General features: G+C 45.2%; 20 protein-coding genes. All 20 read left to right on the top strand.

Annotation, left to right across the window (positions count from 1 at the left end; translation table 11 throughout):
• Positions 1-2: 2 nt before the first annotated feature.
• The 20 genes from IPL34_RS19595 (at position 3) to IPL34_RS19500 (ending at position 18,844) form a co-directional block, all read left to right on the top strand.
• On the top strand, positions 3-326 hold the full coding sequence (locus tag IPL34_RS19595; protein ID WP_296843219.1) for a HypC/HybG/HupF family hydrogenase formation chaperone: 324 nt from the start codon (positions 3-5) through the stop codon (positions 324-326).
• 6 nt (positions 327-332) lie between these two features.
• Entirely contained in the window at positions 333-743 is a 411-nt protein-coding gene (locus IPL34_RS19590) for a hydrogenase-1 expression HyaE (RefSeq protein ID WP_296843218.1), read from the top strand.
• Between the two features lie 15 nt (positions 744-758).
• Complete coding sequence (locus IPL34_RS19585; RefSeq protein WP_296843217.1) at positions 759-1,628, top strand: hydrogenase expression/formation protein; 870 nt, start codon at positions 759-761, stop codon at positions 1,626-1,628.
• A complete protein-coding gene (locus IPL34_RS19580; protein WP_296843216.1) occupies positions 1,625-1,855 on the top strand; it encodes a rubredoxin in 231 nt (76 codons plus the stop codon). Before IPL34_RS19585 ends, IPL34_RS19580 begins: the two co-directional genes overlap by 4 nt.
• A complete protein-coding gene (hybE, locus tag IPL34_RS19575; protein WP_296843215.1) occupies positions 1,845-2,363 on the top strand; it encodes a [NiFe]-hydrogenase assembly chaperone HybE in 519 nt (172 codons plus the stop codon). The genes IPL34_RS19580 and hybE overlap by 11 nt, the downstream gene beginning before the upstream one ends.
• Positions 2,363-3,451, top strand: a complete 1,089-nt coding sequence (locus tag IPL34_RS19570) for a hypothetical protein (RefSeq protein ID WP_296843214.1) — start codon at positions 2,363-2,365, stop codon at positions 3,449-3,451. Before hybE ends, IPL34_RS19570 begins: the two co-directional genes overlap by 1 nt.
• Positions 3,444-3,785, top strand: a complete 342-nt coding sequence (hypA, locus tag IPL34_RS19565) for a hydrogenase maturation nickel metallochaperone HypA (protein WP_296843213.1) — start codon at positions 3,444-3,446, stop codon at positions 3,783-3,785. The genes IPL34_RS19570 and hypA overlap by 8 nt, the downstream gene beginning before the upstream one ends.
• Position 3,786: 1 nt before the next feature.
• Positions 3,787-4,743, top strand: coding sequence for a hydrogenase nickel incorporation protein HypB (gene hypB, locus IPL34_RS19560; RefSeq protein ID WP_296843212.1), 957 nt, complete (start codon positions 3,787-3,789; stop codon positions 4,741-4,743).
• Complete coding sequence (locus tag IPL34_RS19555; RefSeq protein WP_296843211.1) at positions 4,740-6,209, top strand: sigma-54 dependent transcriptional regulator; 1,470 nt, start codon at positions 4,740-4,742, stop codon at positions 6,207-6,209. The genes hypB and IPL34_RS19555 overlap by 4 nt, the downstream gene beginning before the upstream one ends.
• Positions 6,199-7,209, top strand: coding sequence for an ATP-binding protein (locus IPL34_RS19550; protein ID WP_296843210.1), 1,011 nt, complete (start codon positions 6,199-6,201; stop codon positions 7,207-7,209). Before IPL34_RS19555 ends, IPL34_RS19550 begins: the two co-directional genes overlap by 11 nt.
• Positions 7,202-8,209, top strand: a complete 1,008-nt coding sequence (locus IPL34_RS19545) for a HupU protein (protein ID WP_296843209.1) — start codon at positions 7,202-7,204, stop codon at positions 8,207-8,209. Before IPL34_RS19550 ends, IPL34_RS19545 begins: the two co-directional genes overlap by 8 nt.
• Complete coding sequence (locus IPL34_RS19540) at positions 8,206-9,645, top strand: nickel-dependent hydrogenase large subunit (RefSeq protein ID WP_296843208.1); 1,440 nt, start codon at positions 8,206-8,208, stop codon at positions 9,643-9,645. The genes IPL34_RS19545 and IPL34_RS19540 overlap by 4 nt, the downstream gene beginning before the upstream one ends.
• A complete protein-coding gene (gene hypF, locus IPL34_RS19535; protein ID WP_296843207.1) occupies positions 9,645-12,083 on the top strand; it encodes a carbamoyltransferase HypF in 2,439 nt (812 codons plus the stop codon). The genes IPL34_RS19540 and hypF overlap by 1 nt, the downstream gene beginning before the upstream one ends.
• A 6-nt stretch (positions 12,084-12,089) precedes the next feature.
• Entirely contained in the window at positions 12,090-12,374 is a 285-nt protein-coding gene (locus tag IPL34_RS19530; protein WP_296843206.1) for a HypC/HybG/HupF family hydrogenase formation chaperone, read from the top strand.
• Positions 12,371-13,492, top strand: a complete 1,122-nt coding sequence (gene hypD, locus IPL34_RS19525; protein ID WP_296843205.1) for a hydrogenase formation protein HypD — start codon at positions 12,371-12,373, stop codon at positions 13,490-13,492. Before IPL34_RS19530 ends, hypD begins: the two co-directional genes overlap by 4 nt.
• Positions 13,489-14,523, top strand: coding sequence for a hydrogenase expression/formation protein HypE (hypE, locus tag IPL34_RS19520; RefSeq protein ID WP_296843204.1), 1,035 nt, complete (start codon positions 13,489-13,491; stop codon positions 14,521-14,523). Before hypD ends, hypE begins: the two co-directional genes overlap by 4 nt.
• A gap of 84 nt (positions 14,524-14,607) precedes the next feature.
• Entirely contained in the window at positions 14,608-15,579 is a 972-nt protein-coding gene (locus IPL34_RS19515; RefSeq protein WP_296843203.1) for a tyrosine-type recombinase/integrase, read from the top strand.
• Positions 15,576-16,724, top strand: a complete 1,149-nt coding sequence (locus IPL34_RS19510; RefSeq protein ID WP_296843202.1) for a glycerate kinase — start codon at positions 15,576-15,578, stop codon at positions 16,722-16,724. Before IPL34_RS19515 ends, IPL34_RS19510 begins: the two co-directional genes overlap by 4 nt.
• Positions 16,725-17,012: 288 nt before the next feature.
• Positions 17,013-17,885: a 4-hydroxy-tetrahydrodipicolinate synthase gene (dapA, locus tag IPL34_RS19505; RefSeq protein WP_296843201.1), complete on the top strand. Its 873-nt coding sequence runs from the start codon at positions 17,013-17,015 to the stop codon at positions 17,883-17,885.
• Between the two features lie 161 nt (positions 17,886-18,046).
• Positions 18,047-18,844: a hypothetical protein gene (locus tag IPL34_RS19500; protein ID WP_296843200.1), complete on the top strand. Its 798-nt coding sequence runs from the start codon at positions 18,047-18,049 to the stop codon at positions 18,842-18,844.
• Positions 18,845-18,912 lie beyond the last annotated feature (68 nt).

The following is an 18,912-nucleotide window of genomic DNA, read 5'->3' as shown; positions in this document are numbered from 1 at the left end:
TCATGTGTATGGGTGTTCCAATGCAGGTACTCAGTATGCAAGGTACTCACGCGCTGTGTGAAGCACAGGGGCGAGTGGAAAGGGTAGATATGTTATTAGTCGGTGATCAGCCTGCCGGTACTTGGATCTTAAATTTCCTAGGAGCAGCGCGTGAGGTACTTGATCCTACTACAGCCTTACACATGCAGGATGCGTTGCAAGCTTTAAGTTTGACCTTGCATGACACTCAGAGCGCTTCTGCCATTGATGCACTATTTGCCGATTTGATTGATCGTGAGCCACCACTACCGGAGCATTTGCGCTCACAGGTTGTTATTAAAGGATAAGATGCTATGCCCTCACCCCTCGTGCAACGCCTATATCAACAATTAGGTTATCCGCGCCTAAGCGCTGCTCAAGTACCTGATTTTTTAAGCCAACATACTTTTAGTGTGCTGTTTTTTACGGAAGACCCGAAACGCTTTCCAGAAACTAATGATGTTGCGGTGATTTTGCCGGAGTTAGTCAAAGCCTTTAATGGACAATTTGCTGCTGCGGTCATTGCTCAAGAAGATGAGAAGAAATTGCAAAGCTTATACGGCTTTCAAGTCTGGCCGGCACTGGTGTTTTTAAAGGGTAATGAGTATCTAGGCACGATTACCGGAGTACAGGATTGGGGGGGGTATTTGGATGAGATCAATAAGATTCTAGCAGCCGAGCCGAGTCGCCCAGTATCGATTGGTATTCCAGTAGTGAGTCATTGAGATAAGGATTAAATTATGAGTGAACCATTTTACGGTAGACCCATTGGTATTCCAGTAGTTGGGGTAGGAACTCAACCCAATGAAGAGGGTGATGAGCAATTTGCTTTCACTGGTTCTCCGGGGGCAATGCCTACTTATCATCCGCCGATTTTGCCAGAGCCGGAGGAGATTGAAGAGCTAGTAGCGGCTAAGCAATTGCTTAAACAACTGCAACAAGGTATTGCCCATTATCAAGTAGGTCAAACGGCATTCATGCTAGATTTACAAGGATTAGATGCAGCGAACTTAGACCTAATTAATCAAGTACTGCATGAGGGTGAGGTGAGTATTGTCTATAACGGTACGCCTAGAGTGCAGATTCAAGAATCCGTATTAACGGGGGTGTGGCGAGTACGCGCTTATGATGAGTCGAATGCATTAATCAGTGATCAGATTGAAGTGGCTGATATTCCCTCCGTAGTCCGCGATAAAGCCTTTGCTTTCGCTTCATTACTCAATACTGATTTAGCTCACCTGCCGCGTGGTGTACTCAATGCTCCAGCCTTAGTGACTGAAATAGCTGAGAAAATAGCAAGTCGGCAACAAGGTGATTTAGCTCATGTGATTAATTTGACTCTATTACCATTGTCTCCAGAGGACTTAGCCTTTTTAGGTGAACGTTTAGGCGTAGGCGAAGTGACGATTTTATCGCGGGGTTATGGTAATTGCCGTATTGGAAGTACTCAAAAGCAAGGCGTGTGGTGGGTCAAGTACTATAACTCCGAAGATGCTTTAATCCTCAATACTATTGAAATAGTCGCTGTGCCAGAAGTAGCTCGCGCTGCTCCCGAAGATTTAGCAGATAGTGCCGAGCGCTTACGGGAAATTTTGGAGATTTATCAATGAGTACTTCGCACAGTCCGTTTGAGGGTTCGTATGGGGGCGATAATTCGCGCCTGAAAGATACGGATAAAATGGAATGCAAAATCTGTTGGCGCGTCTATGACCCTGAAGAGGGCTGCGATTATTGGCAAATTCCTGCGGGTACACCATTTTCCCAATTGCCTGATCATTGGCGTTGTCCCGAATGTGATGCCCCTAAAGCGCAGTTTATGGTATTAAATGATGGCTAATTACCCTAATGCTGCTGCTCTGATTGAGGTACTAGAAGCTACATTTAATGAGATTCAAAGTACACGTATGCAGGGTATTCCGATCTTAAATCCGCGTTTATCCGTTAAAGCAGTCGGGTTTAAACGCTGGGATCAGGGACGTTTAGGCGTTTTAATCACCCCTTGGTTTATGAATATGATGTTTGTACCGGAGGTTGATTACAAAGCGGCAGTAGGCAGTAATCAATTGCTGCAATTACCTTCCGGTATCTATGAATGTATCGTAGGCTATGAGGAGCCAATAGGCTTATATCTATCAAGTTCGCTTTTTTCCCCTATGTTTGAGTTCGCTGATCAATTAGCGGCTGAACAAACCGCTCAAGCTGCGCTAATCGCTTTAATGACTGAGGAAGCAAGTACCTCCGCATCACCAACCAAGACCCCTACGCAACCTTTAGCCGAGCGTTTAGAACAACCCCTATCAAGGCGCGAATGGTTGCAAGGACGTTTTATGCGAGGCACGACCTAATGCAAGCAGGAATTGAGGGACAATTAACCATTAGCTTAAAGCGTGCTGATCAGTCAGTGCTGATTACCTCGACTCGCCCCTTACAAGCTTTAAGTACTTTGCTCAAAGGCAAAACGGTTGAGCAAGTCCTTCAATTTATTCCGATGTTATTTAGTATTTGCGGCACGGCGCAAAGCGCTGCGGCTTTAAAAGCCTGTGAGCAAGCCTTAAATATCGAGCCAAATGTTGAATTATGGCAAGCACGTTTAAGCTTAGTAGAGCTAGAAACTCAGCGTGAGCATGTATTGCGTATCCTACTAGATTGGTGTCAATTCAATAGTGATTCAGTATCGCAAGAGCACTTAAAATATACGGTTGGAGTATTGGGTCAAGCTAGAAATGCTTGGTTTGAGAAGGGTAAGGCATTTGATCTGGTAGGGGTAAACCTACGTGTTTACCCCTCTTTAGGTGATGATGCAGCATTTGAGGCTCCGTGCCACGACAGGGCAAACACACCGGTTTGCCCCTACGGTACATTACAACGAGATTGGAATGTTTTTTTAGAAGCGGTCATTTTCGGGGAAAGTTTAGTTCAATGGCGAGAGCGGAGTAATTTGGCATCATTACAGCACTGGATTGAACAGCAAGGCACTTTGGCGGCACGTACTTTGAAGTATTTACAAGAGCAAGCATTAGCGCGACTAGGCTCAAATAATTTTACCCTAGAAAATGAAGCATCAGTATTGAGTCGACAGGCGCAACAGCCTTTAATGCAGGAAGCTTTAGCAGAATATGGAAACGGGATATTTACTCGGTACTTAGCACGATTGGTTGAATTAGCGTTTGGAGTACCTAGTACTTCGTATATAGAGGCCGCACGGGGGCGTTTAGTGCATACAGTTCAATTAGATAGTGCTAATAAAGTACTTGATTATCAGATTATTGCGCCTACTGAAATTAATTTTAGTTCTCAAGGGGTAGTCAGTGCTGGATTGCAAGCTTTAATGCACAGTATGCAATCAGATGATCTCTTGAAGTATTACGCTGATTTATGGATTAAAGCGGTTGACCCTTGTGTGTCCTATCGTTGTGAGATAAGCCATGCATGAAATGTCATTAGCTGAAGGCATTATTCAAGTCATTGAAACGGAAAGTAAGCGACAACACTTTCACAAGGTAAAAACCGTTTGGCTAGAAATTGGTGCTTTGGCAGGGGTAGAAGTTTATGCATTGGAATTTGCATTTGAGGCAGTCAAACGTCATACCTTAGCAGAAACAGCGCAACTACAGATTATTCAAATTCCAGCACAGGCGTGGTGTTTGCCGTGTGGGAAAATGGTTGAGATTAAACAGCGTTACGAGCCTTGTCCTGAATGTGGTAGTTACCAATTACAGGTTAGTCAAGGCGATGAAATGCGCATTAAAGAATTAGAGGTGGATTGAAATGTGTACAGTATGCGGTTGCGGCAATGGGCAAACTCGAATTGAGGGTCATAATCACGACCACGATCACCACCCTGATCATGTACTGAGCGCTCACCATCACACGCCAGCGCCTTTGCCTCAAGGTGCAAGTTTTCAAGTACTAGGTCAAAGTCACACAGAAGCAGCGAGCTTTCAAACCATAGATCAAGGTCATACTCATCATTACGGTACAGGTGCGGCACGCGCTCATGCTCCGGGCTTAAGTCAGTCGCGGATGGTGCAGATTGAGCAAGATATTTTGGGTAAAAATAATGAGTATGCGCATAGTAACCGTCGCTACTTTACTGATAATGGCGTATTGACGCTCAATCTAGTATCGAGTCCGGGTTCGGGTAAAACCAGCCTATTGGTGCGTACTCTGACAGATCTTAAAGACGAGTTTACTTTATCTGTGATTGAGGGCGATCAGGAAACGGCAAATGATGCTGACCGTATTCGTGCTACGGGAGTACCTGCTTTACAGATTAATACCGGTAAAGGTTGCCATCTTGATGCCCATATGGTCGGGCATGCCTTAGAGCGTCTCAAACCGCAGCAAGGCAGCATTTTATTTATTGAAAATGTGGGTAATTTAGTGTGCCCCGCAGCCTTTGATTTGGGGGAAGCACATAAAGTCGCTATTTTATCGGTGACTGAGGGTGAAGATAAGCCCATCAAATACCCCGATATGTTCCATGCCTCACAATTATTATTACTGAATAAAATCGATCTCCTACCTTATCTTAATTTTGATGTGGCTCAATGTATTGAATATGCGCGTCGTGTTAATCCGGGGATTCAAGTATTGCAAGTCTCGGCCACGACCGGACAAGGGATGCAAGAGTGGTATCAGTGGTTACGCATGACGCGCCAAATGCGTTTGATTGGACACCCTACATTCAATACTAATGCGCAACACATTGAGGCTAGAGTATGACTGAGCGTCCAACCATTTTAGTGGTGGATGATGAAATACGCTCCTTAGAATCAATGGTGCGTATTTTAGATGAGGAGTTTGATGTTTACACCGCGAATACGGCGGAAGCAGCACTGGCTATTTTAGAGCGTGAATGGGTGCAAGTGATGGTATGCGATCAGCGTATGCCAGAGCGTTCGGGGGTTTCATTGCTCTCCCAAGTGCGTGAGCAATGGCCTGAAGTAGTACGCATGATTATATCGGGCTATACCGATTCAGCCGATATTATTCGTGCGGTGAATGAGGCGGGGATTTATCAATATATTAGTAAGCCTTGGCATCCCGACGAGCTACGCTTAAAACTGCGTAATGCAGTCGAACTATTTGAATTACAACGCCAAAACGAACGCTTAGCTTTAGAATTAAAATTAAAACCTAGTACTCTAAGTGAAGCAATTCAAACCAAACGTGAAGCTCTCCAAGAACGCTATGATTGGGATATGGGTGTGGTACGTGCACCTGATAGTCCGATGAATGCAGTGTGTCAGGAAATTTTCCAAGTCGCTCCCTATGATGTGAATGTGGTACTTACGGGAGAGTCGGGTACGGGTAAAGAACTACTTGCCAGAGCCTTACATTACAATAGCTTACGCCAAGATCAATTATTCGTAGCACAAAACTGTGGTGCATTACCCGATGAATTATTAGAAAGCGAATTATTCGGTCACAAGCGCGGTGCATTTACCGGAGCGGTAGCAGATCGAGTAGGACTATTTGAGTTGGCGGATAAGGGCACGATCTTTTTAGATGAGATTGGTGATATATCGCCAGCGTTTCAGGTTAAGTTATTGCGTGTATTACAAGAAGGTGAAATACGTCCACTCGGTACTAATGCGACGCGTAGTATTAATGTGCGAGTGATTGCGGCGACTAATAAAGACTTACAAGAGGAAGTGCGCCAAGGTCGCTTTAGACAGGATTTATATTATCGCTTGGCTACCTTTTTGATTCATTTGCCTCCTTTACGTCAGCGCTTGCAGGATGTGCCCTTGCTAGCGCATGCGTTATTACAAGAAGCCATGCAGCAAATGGGTAAACGGGTCAAGGGTTTTACCTCAGAAGCATTAGCGTGTTTGCAAGCCTATAACTGGCCGGGCAATGTGCGTGAATTACAAAATGAAGTTAAGCGCATGTTAGTACTAGGGCAAAAGGACTATTTAGGCGCTGAGTTGATTTCGCCCCATGTATTACGTGCAACGCCGGAGGATTTACGTCAAGAGATGCGCGTTTTGACGGATGGGCTACAAGGAACGTTAAAAGATCGTGTGGAACAACTAGAAGCACGCATTTTAAAGGAAGTCCTGATTCGTCATCGTTGGAATAAAAGCCGTGCAGCCGATGAGCTAGGTTTGTCACGGGTGGGGTTGCGGTCTAAATTAGAGCGTTATCAATTAGAGCGCTTGGATAAGGCGGTGAATGATGACTAAAAACTTGCTCAAACAAGCAGGTTTAGATCAAGGACTACCCAGTCATTTTGAGGAGGGGGCGTGGGTAGAAGTCATTCAACGCATGGACGATATTTATACTAATTTGGTGCAATACCAGATTGAATTAGAAGAAAAAAACGCCGAATTAGAGCGAGCCTATACTGAACTCAAACAAGCGCATCAAGCCTTAAAAGACACCCAACAACAACTCATTCAATCGGAAAAAATGGCATCATTGGGACGCTTAGTGGCGGGGGTGGCGCATGAACTGAATAATCCGATTAGCTTTGTATTTGCCAATATGCACGCGCTATTAGGCTATGAAAAACGTTTTCTCCAATATTTGGAGGCTATTCATAATAATGTCTCGCTAGCTCAGCGCGAACAGCTTAGAAAACAATTACGTATTGATCGCATTATGAGCGATATTCGCCCTTTACTAGAGGGATCGATGGAGGGAGCGGAGCGCGTTAGCGAGATTGTGAAAAACTTGCGCCAGTTTTCAACCCCCGCTAGTCAAAAGCCAGAAGTATTTGATTTAGTAGCCTTATGTAAGCGTACTGTGCTGTGGCTAGTACGCTCTGCGTCGATTAAAATTGAAGTCGTGCATGATTGCCCTGAGCAATTAATGATTTATAACTATGAAGGTTATGTCAGCCAGATTTTAGTCAATCTGGTACAAAATGCCTTGGATGCGATGGAGCATCAAGCACAACCTTGTTTGAGTACTGCATTACAGATCAAAGATAGCCAAGTATGGGTTCAAATTCGTGATAATGGCACGGGGATTAATGAATTAGATTTGCACAAACTATTTGATCCTTTCTACACCACCAAGCCCATTGGTAAAGGAACAGGATTGGGGCTTTATATCAGTTATGGTTTAGCCACTGAACAGTGCCGAGGTAGCTTAAGTGCTAGAAATTACTATGAAAAGGGACAAAATGGAGCGCTATTTGAATTAAGTCTACCGCTCAAATGGAGTGACGCACATGGCTAAAATGAGCGTACTGTGGTTGCAATCAGGGGGCTGCGGAGGTTGCACAATCTCATTGCTGAACGCCGAATCACCAGACCTCATGCAACTGTTTGAATTAGCTAATATTGAGCTACTCTGGCATCCCTCGTTAAGCGAATACTCGAATCAGCAAGTACTCGATTTATTGCACGCCATTCTGAATGGCCAGATTCAACTCGATGCACTGTGTTTAGAAGGTTCAGTGATTCAAGGCCCGCACGGTACGGGTATGTTTCATGCACTGGCAGGTACGAATCAAAGCATGATGCATTGGATTAAAGCGCTAAGCGCTAAAGCTAAATATGTGCTGGCAGCGGGTTCGTGTGCTGCGTTTGGTGGTATTACCGCAGCGGGAGAAAATTTAGTTGAAGCTACAGGTTTGCAGCATGATGGTAAAAACTGGGGAGGCTTATTAGGTAAAGAGTGGTGCTCTAAGGCTGGTTTTCCAGTCATAAATATTGCAGGTTGCCCGACGCATCCGAATTGGATAACTGATACCTTGGTGCAATTGGCTTTGGGGCAACTACAGCTAGACGATTTGGATGAGTTACATCGTCCGCGTGCTTATACCGATCACCTTGTACATCATGGTTGTTCGCGCAATGAGTATTATGAGTATAAAGCCAGCGCTGAACAGGCGGGTGATTTGGGTTGTATGATGGAGCATCGCGGTTGTTTGGGCACACAAGCACGAGCGGATTGCAATATTCGCCCTTGGAATGGAGGTAGTTCGTGTTTGACTGGGGGCTATGCCTGTATTAATTGCACTGCGCCGCAATTTGAAGAACCGCATCATGCGTTTGGTGAGACGCCTAAAATCGCCGGAATCCCAATAGGTTTACCCACCGATATGCCTAAAGCGTGGTTTGTAGCGCTTGCTTCACTCTCAAAAGCTGCCACACCGCCGCGAGTACGTAGTAATGCCACCTCAGATCGTGTAGTGATTGCGCCTAGTAGCAAAGTTAAAGGGCGCAAAGTATGAACCGCAAAGTACTAGGTCCTTTTAATCGTGTTGAAGGTGATTTAGAAGTACAACTTGATATTGAGGGCGGTCTAGTCAAAGCGGCCTATGTCAATTCCTCGCTCTTTCGTGGTTTCGAGCGTATTTTAATCGGCAAAACACCGACTGATGCCTTAGTTTATACCCCGCGCATTTGTGGTATTTGTTCCGTGGCGCAATCAGTAGCCGCTGCAACGGCTTTAGCGAAGGCACAAGGTTTAACTCCTGCACCTAATGGTGAATTAGCCAAGCAATTAATACTTGCCTGTGAAAATATGGCTGATCATTTGAGCCATTTTTATCTATTTTTCATGCCCGATTTTGCCCGCCCTATTTATGAGCAAGAGCCTTGGTTTAGCGCAATAGCTACCCGTTTCAAGGCTCAAGTGGGCACAGCCGCCTCTGAAGTACTCAAAGCGCGTGCGGAATGGTTGCATATTACCGGATTACTCGCGGGTAAATGGCCGCATAGTTTGAGTATTCAAGCAGGGGGAAGTACTCGTGCATTAACCACAAATGAGGTGATGCGCTTAAGGCTGATGATTCGGCAATTTCGCCAATTTTTAGAGCGCGTGGTATTTGCTGATAGCTTAGAAAAGGTAGGTGCTTTAAGCAGTTTGGATCAGCTAAAAGCTTGGAGTGAGTCACATGCGAATAGCGATTTTGCACGCTTTTTAGCTTTGGCTGAAGCACTCGATTTATATCAATTAGGGCGCAGTTACGATCAGTTTTTAAGTTATGGTGCTTATCAAATTCAAGGTATTCACACCTTTAAATCAGGCTCTTATCGGAATAGTGCTTATGCAACTTTAGAGGCTGGGCAGATTACCGAAGATATTAGTCATAGCTGGATGCAATCGCGTTTGCGGGTGGCTAATGTGTGGGAGGGCGAAACTAATCCGCATTATGGCAAGGTGGGAGCCTATAGCTGGTGTAAAGCACCGCGTTTGCAGGGTCAAGTGCTGGAAACGGGAGCATTAGCTCGGCAATTGATTGATGGTCAGCCCTTGATAGTTAATGCAGTTAAGCAAACGGGTGGCAATGTCGCTACACGAGTGATTGCGCGAGTACTGGAATTAGCAAGGCTGATTCCACTGATGGAGCAATGGTGTAATGCTTTGCATAGTAAAGAACCGTTTTGTACGCATGCTCCTATACCCGATGAAGCACAGGGGATAGGTATGATCGAAGCCGCACGCGGTAGTTTAGGGCATTGGGTTAAAATCCAGCATGGCAAAATTGCCCATTACCAAATTATCGCGCCGACCACTTGGAATTTTTCACCGCGTGATGAATTAGGACAAGCAGGCGCTTTAGAAAAAGCACTAGAGGGTACAGAGGTGAGTGATGAGGGAGCGATAAAAGTACAACATATTGTGCGCTCGTTTGACCCTTGTATGGTGTGTACGGTGCACTAATGAGCTACGCAGAACGCATACGAGTAAGAGGTATAGTGCAAGGCGTGGGATTCCGTCCCACCGTGTGGCGTTTGGCTAATGAATTAGGTTTAAAAGGTACAGTACTGAATGATGGTTCAGGGGTACTCATTGAATTACAGGGTGATCAGATACTTATCGAGCAGTTCATTGATAGTTTAAACCAACAGTTGCCGCCTTTAGCGCGAATCGATGGGGTTGAGCGTGAAGTGTTGGAGTCATTTGCACCAGTCAATACTTTCACCATTGCAAAGAGTACCTTAAACACTATTCACACCCATATTAGTCCCGATGCTGCAACGTGCTCGCAGTGTTTAGCGGAAGTCCTCGACCCTAATAATCACCGCTATCAGTATCCCTTTACCAATTGCACCCATTGCGGTCCACGCTTAAGCATAGTCACAGGTATTCCCTATGATCGCGTGCATACCACTATGACCGATTTTGTGATGTGTGTGGAGTGCCAAGCCGAGTATGAAAATCCGCGTGATAAACGTTTTCATGCACAACCCAATGCTTGTCCCATCTGTGGTCCTTATGTATGGTTAGAAGCACAAGGGCAAATCCTTTACTCACATCATGAAGCGATTGAACAATGCGCTGCGTATTTAAAGCAGGGAAAAATTATAGCTATTAAAGGTATCGGTGGGATTCATTTAGCCTGTGATGCGACGAATGATGAGGCAGTACAAACCTTAAGAGTACGTAAATGCCGCCCCTATAAACCCTTAGCTTTAATGGCGAAAAATATTGAGCAAATTAGTGAATATTGCCATATCAATGAAGTGGAGCGTTTAGCCTTAAATAGTAGCGCTGCACCTATTGTATTATTGGATATTGCCAATCTAGGTAATTTAAGTTCTGCACTTGCACCCAATCAAAACCAATTAGGTTTTATGTTGCCTTATAGTCCTTTGCATACGCTTTTAATGCAGTATTTGACCTTTCCGATAGTACTAACCTCAGGCAATCGTTCCGGTGAGCCGCAATGTATTAGTAATGAGCAAAGCCGAATTCAATTAGCCGATATTGCCGATGCACAGCTTCTGCATAATCGTACTATTGCTAGTCGCCTTGACGATTCAGTGATGCGTTTCATGGCGGGAAAAATGCGAGTACTGCGTCGTGCGCGGGGCTTTGCTCCTGCTCCTATTCAATTGCCACACGGTTTTGAGAGTGTACCTACTGTATTAGCACTAGGGGGCGAATTAAAAAGTACTGCCTGTTTAGTACAGGATGGACAGGCGGTTTTGACTCAGCATTTGGGTGACTTGGATAATTACGCCACCTTGCAAGAATTTGAGCGCCAAGTAGGTTTATATCAAGCTCTGTATCAACATCAACCCCAAGTGCTTGCACTCGATAAGCATCCTAATTATCACAGTACTCAATGGGGTTTACAGTTAGCACAAGTTCAACAAATTCCAGCTATTCAAGTACAACATCATCATGCTCATTTAGCTTCGTGCTTGGCAGATAATGGTTATCCACTTAATAGCAACAAGGTGCTCGGTATTATTTTGGATGGTACGGGTTTAGGTGATGATGGCACGCTTTGGGGTGGAGAAATCCTGCTGGGCGATTATCAAGGTTTTGAGCGCTTAGCGTGGCTAAAACCTGTGCCTTTATTAGGTGGTACTCAAGCGATTTTACAGCCTTGGCGTTTGGCTTATGCCTATTTGAAATACACTGGTGTTTGGGATCAAGTCGTTCAGGATTTTGCTGAGTTGCCGATTATTCAGTATTTGCAAGCTAAGCCCTTAAAAACATTAGATCAAATGGCAGCTAAGGGAATTAATAGCCCTAGTACTTCATCCTGTGGGCGTTTGTTTGATGCAGTAGCGGCTTTGTTGGGGATTTGTAGCGAGCAGATTACCTATGAGGGGCAGGCGGCGATTGAGTTGGAAGCTTTGGTGAAGAAACCCCACCCCGTCCCTCCCCTTATCAAGGGAGGGAGAGAAGAGAGTATTATAGTAGTAAGTGATCTATCTTATTCCTCCCTTGATAAGGGGAGGCTAGGAGGGGTTTTTTCCTACTTTCCCCCACTATCGGGGGAAGGGCAGGGGATGGGGGGATATGCTCTGAGCTGGCAAAACAACCAACTAAGCACTACTCAACTATGGCTTCAAATGCTAACCGATATAGCTAATCAAGTTGACTACTCAACCATAGCTTATAAATTCCACTCTGGACTAGCTCAAGCATTGATAGCCAAAGCAACGATTCTAGCTCACGAACATGCAGTCTCGATCATCGCTCTTTCGGGTGGCGTGATGCAAAACCGTTTTATGCTGGAAACGCTAACTTCAGCGCTTGAGACAAATTTTACTGTGTTTAATCAATGCCAAGTACCTGCGAATGATGGTGGTTTGGCTTTAGGGCAGGCGGCAATTGCGGCGGCTCTTACCTTGCGGAGGTAAATCATTATGTGCTTAGGCATTCCCGGACAAATTACCGCGATTAGTGACGCGGATAAACTCATGGCTAAGGTCAATGTCAGTGGTATTGTGCGCGAGGTCAATATTGCTTGCATTGTCGATGAGGAACATACTGTTGAGCAATGCGTGGGTGATTGGGTGCTCGTGCATGTAGGGTTTGCGATGAGCCGCATTGATGAAGAAGAAGCCTTGCACACCTTGCGCCTCCTTGATGAATTGGGCGAATTGCAACAAGAACTTGATGCTATGGAAGCCTCGGGAGTACGAGCATGAAATTTGTTGATGAATTCCGTGATAGCCAAAAAGCGCAGTACTTAAAGCAAGCCATTCATAACCTAGCCCAGCAAATTGAGCCAACGCTAAGCCGCCCTTTGCAATTAATGGAGTTTTGTGGTGGGCATACTCATACCATTTTCCGTTATGGTATTGAGCAACTATTACCTGATTGTATTGAAATGGTTCACGGTCCGGGCTGTCCTGTATGCGTGCTACCCATGGGGCGGGTAGATGATGCGGTCAATTTAGCGATTCGACCTGAGGTAATCTTTACTACCTTTGGTGATGCCATGCGTGTCCCCGGCTCTACTATGAGTTTGCTGCAAGCACGCGGCAAAGGTGCAGATGTGCGTATGGTGTATTCGCCTATGGATGCACTTAATCTCGCCCGTCAAAACCCAGAGCGTGAAGTAATTTTCTTTGCGCTAGGTTTTGAAACCACTATGCCAAGCACTGCGCTAACGGTTCTGCAAGCTGAGCGCGAAGGAATTAAAAACTTCTCCTTATTTTGCAATCACATCACCACCGCCCCCACGATTAAGGCAGTATTGGATGAACCCGATTTAATGCTCGATGGGTTTTTAGCCCCCGGACATGTGGCAATGGTGATTGGTTTGCAACCATTTGAATTTATTGCGCGGGATTATTATAAGCCTTTGGTTATCACCGGGTTTGAACCCTTAGATATTTTGCAAGCGTTATGGATGCTATTAAAACAAATTGCTGAACAGCGTTGCGCAGTAGAAAACCAATATGCACGAGTGGTACAGCCTACAGGTAATAAAGCCGCCCTCAATGCTATTCATCAAGTCTTTGCAACACGCGAGCATTTTGAATTACGCGGTTTGGGTTCGATTGATCATTCGGGTGTAGGTATGACGGCAAATTATTCTGGATTTGATGCAGAGCGCAAATTTGCCGTCAAACCTTTGACTGTGATAGATCCTAAGGAATGTCAATGTGGTGCAGTCATTAAGGGCTTAATCAAACCTTGGGAGTGTCAGATTTTTGGCAAAGCCTGCACACCTGAAACACCGATGGGGGCGCTAATGGTCTCATCTGAGGGAGCGTGTGCGGCATATTATAATCATGGCTATCGGAGTGCAGCAGCATGACTGATTGGGGCGAGCAAACTATTACCTTAGCGCACGGTGCGGGCGGTAAAGCCATGCGTGATCTGATTCAAAAGCTCTTTGTGGAAGGGTTTGATAACGAGCATTTGAGTACTTTGGAGGATCAAGCACGCTTTGATCTAAGTGCTTTAATGGCGCAAGGCACTCAATTAGCTATGACGACGGATAGTTATGTAGTTGATCCGTTGTTTTTTGCGGGTGGCGATATTGGCAAATTAGCCGTGACGGGGACGGTGAATGATCTGGCGATGAGTGGCGCGATTCCGCTTTATCTCACTTGTGGGATGATTTTGGAGGAAGGTTTTCCTATCAAAGATCTCGCCAAAATTGTTGCTTCCATGAAGGCGACTGCTGATGCTGCGGGTGTAAAAATTGTTACGGGTGATACCAAGGTAGTGCACAAAGGTGCAGCGGATAAGGTATTCATTAATACCGCAGGGTTAGGGGTGATTCCAGCAGGTGTGAATATTTCGGCGGCGAATGCTCAAGTGGGCGATGTGGTGATTATTAATGGTTTTATCGGTGATCATGGCGCGGCAATTGTAGATGCGCGGGGTGAATTGGCATTGGAAAGCTCAGTATTGAGCGATTGCCAACCCTTGAATGATTTGGTGCAAGCCATGCTTAAGGTTTGCCCTGATATTCATTGTATGCGTGATGCCACACGGGGCGGTGTGGCAACGGTATTGAATGAGTTTGCTCACAGTAGCGGGGTGGGGATTCGTATTGAACAAAGTAGTTTGCCCATACGCGAGGAAGTGCGCGGGGTGTGTGAGTTATTAGGCTTAGATCCACTCTATTTAGCTAATGAGGGTAAATTGGTAGCAGTAGTGCCTAAAGACAAAGCAGCTCAAGTCTTGGAGGTAATGTTAGCTCATCCCAATGGAGATAATAGCGCTATTATTGGTGAGGTACTCGCAGCGCCAAAAGGTAAAGTATTACTGAAAACCGGATTTGGGGGGGAGCGCTTATTGGATGTATTAGTCGGTGAGCAATTGCCGAGGATTTGTTAATAGCGGGGCAGTTCACCTTAATTCACGCGGCTACTTAAAAAATGCTAGCATCAAGGTCGTAGTTGTATTGGATGAAAACTCGCTATGACCTTAGTTTCCCGTGTTAATACTCTTGCTCAAACGTCTGCCTATGCTTTGCCCATTCTGATTGATCAGGCGGGTGAGGTGGCGCAATATCGGTTTATTGAGTTTTTTACCGCCACGATTCGCAATCCCAATACTCGTCGTGCCTATCATACCGCTATTGCGCAGTTTTTTAGCTGGGCGCACTCCAAAGGCTTAATATTAGAAACCATTAATTCGGTACATATTGCCACCTATATTGAATCCCTTCAGCGTCATACTTCCGCACCCACAGTTAAGCAGCATTTAGCAGCAATTCGCTCACTGTTTGATTGGTTAGTAACGGGGCAAGTACTAGCTATGAATCCAGCGCATCCAGTACGCGGACCACGCCATCAAGTTACTCGCGGTAAAACCCCCATTTTAACCGCCGAAGAAACTCGTTTATTACTCGATAGTATTCCCACTGATGAAGTAATTGGACTGCGAGATCGGGCACTGATTGCTTTGATGGTGTATAGCTTTGCACGCATTGGTGCAGCGTTGGCGATGCAGGTGCAAGACTATTATCCCAATGGCAAACGTTGGTGGATTCGTCTGCATGAAAAGGGCGGCAAATATCACGAAATGCCTGCACACCATCAATTAGAGCAGTATTTAGATCAATATATTCAGGCGGCGGGTATTGCTAGTGAGCCTAGTACGCCTTTATTTCGCACCTTTAAAGGTACGAGTGGCATTATGACCCAGAATGCTATGCGTCAAGTCTACGCGTGGAGCATGGTACGGCGGCGTGCTGAAGCCGCAGGCATTAAAACCCCGATCTGTAATCACTCGTTTCGTGGGACGGGTATTACTACTTACTTAAGTAATGGGGGGACTCTGGAAAAGGCTCAACAAATGGCCGCCCATGAATCACCGCGTACTACCAAGCTGTATGATCGTACCAGTGATGAAATTTCGGTCGCTGAAATTGAGCGTATTATTATATGAAAATCGTGATTGCCCCTGATTCATTCAAAGAGAGTTTAAGTGCTTTAGCGGTGGCAACAGCGATTGCTGATGGAGTGCGTTTAGCTTTGCCAAATGCCGAGATAGTGCTTGCACCCGTTGCGGATGGGGGCGAGGGTACAACTGAGGCATTGGTGCGTGCTACTCAGGGGCAATTATTGATTGAGGCTGTAACTGATCCCTTGGGTAATCATATCACGGCGCAATGGGGTCTATTGGGCAATAGTCAAACCGCAGTCATTGAGTGTGCCGCAGCTTCGGGTTTACACCTAGTCCCTCCTACGTTACGCAACCCTATGCTTACTACCACCTATGGTATGGGTGAGCTAATCAAAGCCGCATTAGATAAAGGGTTACGTCATTTTGTGATTGGTTTGGGTGGAAGTGCTACTAATGATGGAGGTGCTGGATTACTACAAGCACTAGGTTTGCATTTGTTAGATGCTCAGGGGCATGAATTACCGTTTGGTGGCGCTGCATTGAGTAAATTAGCACTTATTAATACCGCATACTTTGATCCACGTATTGCTGAGTGTCGTTTTGAGGTTGCCTGCGATGTCACTAATCCCCTTACAGGTGAGACGGGGGCATCTGCTATTTTTGGACCACAAAAAGGTGCAAACCCTGAGCAAGTCAAACTACTAGATCAGGCATTAACTCATTGGGGCGAAGCGATTAGACAAACTACAGGAAAAGCTGTAAGCACTGTAGCCGGAGCGGGTGCAGCGGGGGGATTAGGAGCCGCTTTTTTAGGGTTTTTTAATGCAGAATTAAAGTCTGGCATTGAGCTGATTTTAGACGCTATGCAATTTGATGAGTTAGTGAAAGAGGCTGATTTAGTGGTTACCGGAGAAGGACGGTTAGATCAGCAAACTTTGTATGGTAAAACGCCTTTAGGTGTGGCAAAGCGGGCGAAGCGTTATGGTGTGCCTGTAATAGCCGTAGCGGGAGCTTTGACTGCGGATTTAGCACAATTAAAAACATTAGGGATTGATGCCGCCTTTAGTATTTGCCCCCGTACTATGAGTTTGGAAGAGGCCATTCCCGAAACTGACCTTAATTTAGTCCAAACGGCGTATGCGATAGCAAGTGTTTGGGTTAGCGCTAAAGGCTTAAGCCTCTCATAATTGAGGCATTGAATAAACCTGAGGTAATACGATGCACTATTGGGTATTTCTGATAGCCAAACCTTGATACTTTCGCCTATACTCCAAGCCCTTTATTTAAATGTTTGAACTAACCCGATGTTTGTCCTCTTAGCTACCCTATCAGTGAAGAAGCACAAACGCTGCATGACCTGCGGTGATGGGTAGCTTGCGCATTTAATAATGCTCCAATGCAAAAAAAGCCTGACCGCAGCACACGAGGTCAGGCTTTTTTTTTGCCGTTAATTTAGTAATTGAAAGGACAAAGCAATGTTTAGTGGTTCATATGTAGCACTGATTACCCCATTTCGTGACGGTCAGGTAGACGAAACTGCATTACGGAAAATGGTGAATTGGCATATTGCCCAAGGTACTAATGGCTTGATTCCTATGGGGACAACGGGTGAGTCCTCAACCGTAAGTGCAGCCGAACATGAGGCAGTAGTACGCATCGTGATTGAAGAGACAGCGGGGCGCATTCCAGTGATTGCGGGTGCTGGCTCTAATAATCCGATTGAAGCCGTGCATTATGCTCACTATGCCCAAGCACAGGGGGCAAGCGCTGTGCTTTGTGTAGCAGGTTATTATAATCGTCCCTCACAAGAGGGTTTATACCAGCATTTCAAATACCTACATGATAATACCGACCTACCTATTATTGTGTACAACATTCCTCCGCGTGCAGTAGTGGATATTAAAGCCGATACGATGGCGCGTATTGCAGCCTTGCCTAGAGTGGTGGGTGTGAAAGATGCAACAGGTGACATCACGCGGATTAGCCAAGAACGCCAACTGATCAAAAAGCCTTTTGCCTATTTATCTGGTGATGATATGAATGCAGTCGCTTATAACGCTTTAGGAGGAAAGGGCTGTATTTCGGTGACGGCTAATATTGCTCCACAACTCTGTGCCCAATTACAAACCGCTTGTACTCAGGGTGATTACCGTCAAGCATTAGCGATACACGAGCGTCTAGTACCCTTACATCAAGCTCTATTCCGCGAACCTAATCCTAGTGGACCCAAATACGCAGCTTCTTTATTAGGTTTATGTACTGATGAGGTACGCTTGCCTATGGTTCCGCTAAGTGCTGCTACTAAAGCAGAAATTACCCAATGCCTGACACAGCTAGAGCTGATTTAACGATTGAGTGGTTTAGTGCTACCTTTTAAAAGTCTAGCTAGGCTAGGCTTTTAGCTATAGTGCATAAGATGTTTATTAGAATAATGAGGTGATAATTCCTGAAAAAAGCTTATGATTAGTAGGTATTTAGGTAAATTTAATAACTTTGTACAGGTACCACCATGAAGCTTAATAACAACACTCTGTTGTGGCTCAATATAGCCACGTTTGTATTCATGATCCTGATGAATATTGCAGGCAACCTAGGCTGGTTAGGGGCTACGGTTGCCGAGATTAGTGCTCACTATCACACTTTACTCACACCAGCGGGTTATGCGTTTAGTATTTGGAGTTTGATTTATCTGCTGCTGATTGGCTTTTTAGTCTATCAATGGCAATCCCATCAGCAAGGTGATGATTCACAATCATTAGAGCCTGCCTCGATTTGGTTTGCCCTGAGTAATGTATTGAATGCCTTGTGGATTATCGCTTGGGTCAATAATGAGATTGGTCTGTCGGTGCTAATCATGATGGCGCTATTTGCTGCTTTATTCCAATTAGTACAGTGTTTGCGCCTAGAGCTGTGGGATGCTCCGGTAAAAGTCATTTTTTGGGTTTGGTGGCCGATTTGTATTTATATCGGTTGGATTACTTTAGCGTTACCTTTAAATATCGCCGCGTTATTGAGTTCAGCCTTTTTAACTCCACCCGTTTTTAATGCCGAAACGTGGGCAATCTTGGCATTAGCAGCCATTACTACGGCTTATTTATTGTGGACACAACATCGCAATATGCGTGAAGCCTCGTTAGTTGGGATTTGGGGTTTTATTGCAGTAGCCGTAAACCAATGGAGTGCCAGTACGGCGGTAGGCTTATTTGCCTTAATCTGTAGTGCTTTATTACTAGCTACTGTTATAGCCCATGTAATGCGCAATCAAGAGACTTTACCAATTAATAAATTAAAGCGTGGGGAGTATTAAGCAGTTAATTACGCGAATGCTAGCGCTTAACCAATAAAGGGAAGCACACGTTTCCCTTTATTGATTAG

The organism is Thiofilum sp. (genome assembly GCF_016711335.1).
GTDB lineage: Bacteria > Pseudomonadota > Gammaproteobacteria > Thiotrichales > Thiotrichaceae > Thiofilum.
The sequence above is the reverse complement of the archived record's forward strand: the minus strand, read 5'-3'. Positions and strand labels throughout refer to the sequence as shown.

Bases quoted from the DNA above. Each gene is read 5' to 3' on its own strand.
- hypB (WP_296843212.1), top strand. From the start codon at position 3,787: ATGTGTACAGTATGCGGTTGCGGCAATGGGCAAACTCGAATTGAGGGT.
- IPL34_RS19580 (WP_296843216.1), top strand. From the start codon at position 1,625: ATGAGTACTTCGCACAGTCCGTTTGAGGGTTCGTATGGGGGCGATAAT.
- IPL34_RS19550 (WP_296843210.1), top strand. From the start codon at position 6,199: ATGATGACTAAAAACTTGCTCAAACAAGCAGGTTTAGATCAAGGACTA.
- hypF (WP_296843207.1), top strand. From the start codon at position 9,645: ATGAGCTACGCAGAACGCATACGAGTAAGAGGTATAGTGCAAGGCGTG.
- dapA (WP_296843201.1), top strand. From the start codon at position 17,013: ATGTTTAGTGGTTCATATGTAGCACTGATTACCCCATTTCGTGACGGT.
- hypE (WP_296843204.1), top strand. From the start codon at position 13,489: ATGACTGATTGGGGCGAGCAAACTATTACCTTAGCGCACGGTGCGGGC.
- IPL34_RS19590 (WP_296843218.1), top strand. From the start codon at position 333: ATGCCCTCACCCCTCGTGCAACGCCTATATCAACAATTAGGTTATCCG.
- IPL34_RS19585 (WP_296843217.1), top strand. From the start codon at position 759: ATGAGTGAACCATTTTACGGTAGACCCATTGGTATTCCAGTAGTTGGG.
- IPL34_RS19555 (WP_296843211.1), top strand. From the start codon at position 4,740: ATGACTGAGCGTCCAACCATTTTAGTGGTGGATGATGAAATACGCTCC.
- IPL34_RS19530 (WP_296843206.1), top strand. From the start codon at position 12,090: ATGTGCTTAGGCATTCCCGGACAAATTACCGCGATTAGTGACGCGGAT.
- IPL34_RS19595 (WP_296843219.1), top strand. From the start codon at position 3: ATGTGTATGGGTGTTCCAATGCAGGTACTCAGTATGCAAGGTACTCAC.
- IPL34_RS19515 (WP_296843203.1), top strand. From the start codon at position 14,608: ATGACCTTAGTTTCCCGTGTTAATACTCTTGCTCAAACGTCTGCCTAT.
- IPL34_RS19570 (WP_296843214.1), top strand. From the start codon at position 2,363: ATGCAAGCAGGAATTGAGGGACAATTAACCATTAGCTTAAAGCGTGCT.
- IPL34_RS19500 (WP_296843200.1), top strand. From the start codon at position 18,047: ATGAAGCTTAATAACAACACTCTGTTGTGGCTCAATATAGCCACGTTT.
- hypA (WP_296843213.1), top strand. From the start codon at position 3,444: ATGCATGAAATGTCATTAGCTGAAGGCATTATTCAAGTCATTGAAACG.
- hypD (WP_296843205.1), top strand. From the start codon at position 12,371: ATGAAATTTGTTGATGAATTCCGTGATAGCCAAAAAGCGCAGTACTTA.
- IPL34_RS19510 (WP_296843202.1), top strand. From the start codon at position 15,576: ATGAAAATCGTGATTGCCCCTGATTCATTCAAAGAGAGTTTAAGTGCT.
- IPL34_RS19545 (WP_296843209.1), top strand. From the start codon at position 7,202: ATGGCTAAAATGAGCGTACTGTGGTTGCAATCAGGGGGCTGCGGAGGT.
- IPL34_RS19540 (WP_296843208.1), top strand. From the start codon at position 8,206: ATGAACCGCAAAGTACTAGGTCCTTTTAATCGTGTTGAAGGTGATTTA.
- hybE (WP_296843215.1), top strand. From the start codon at position 1,845: ATGATGGCTAATTACCCTAATGCTGCTGCTCTGATTGAGGTACTAGAA.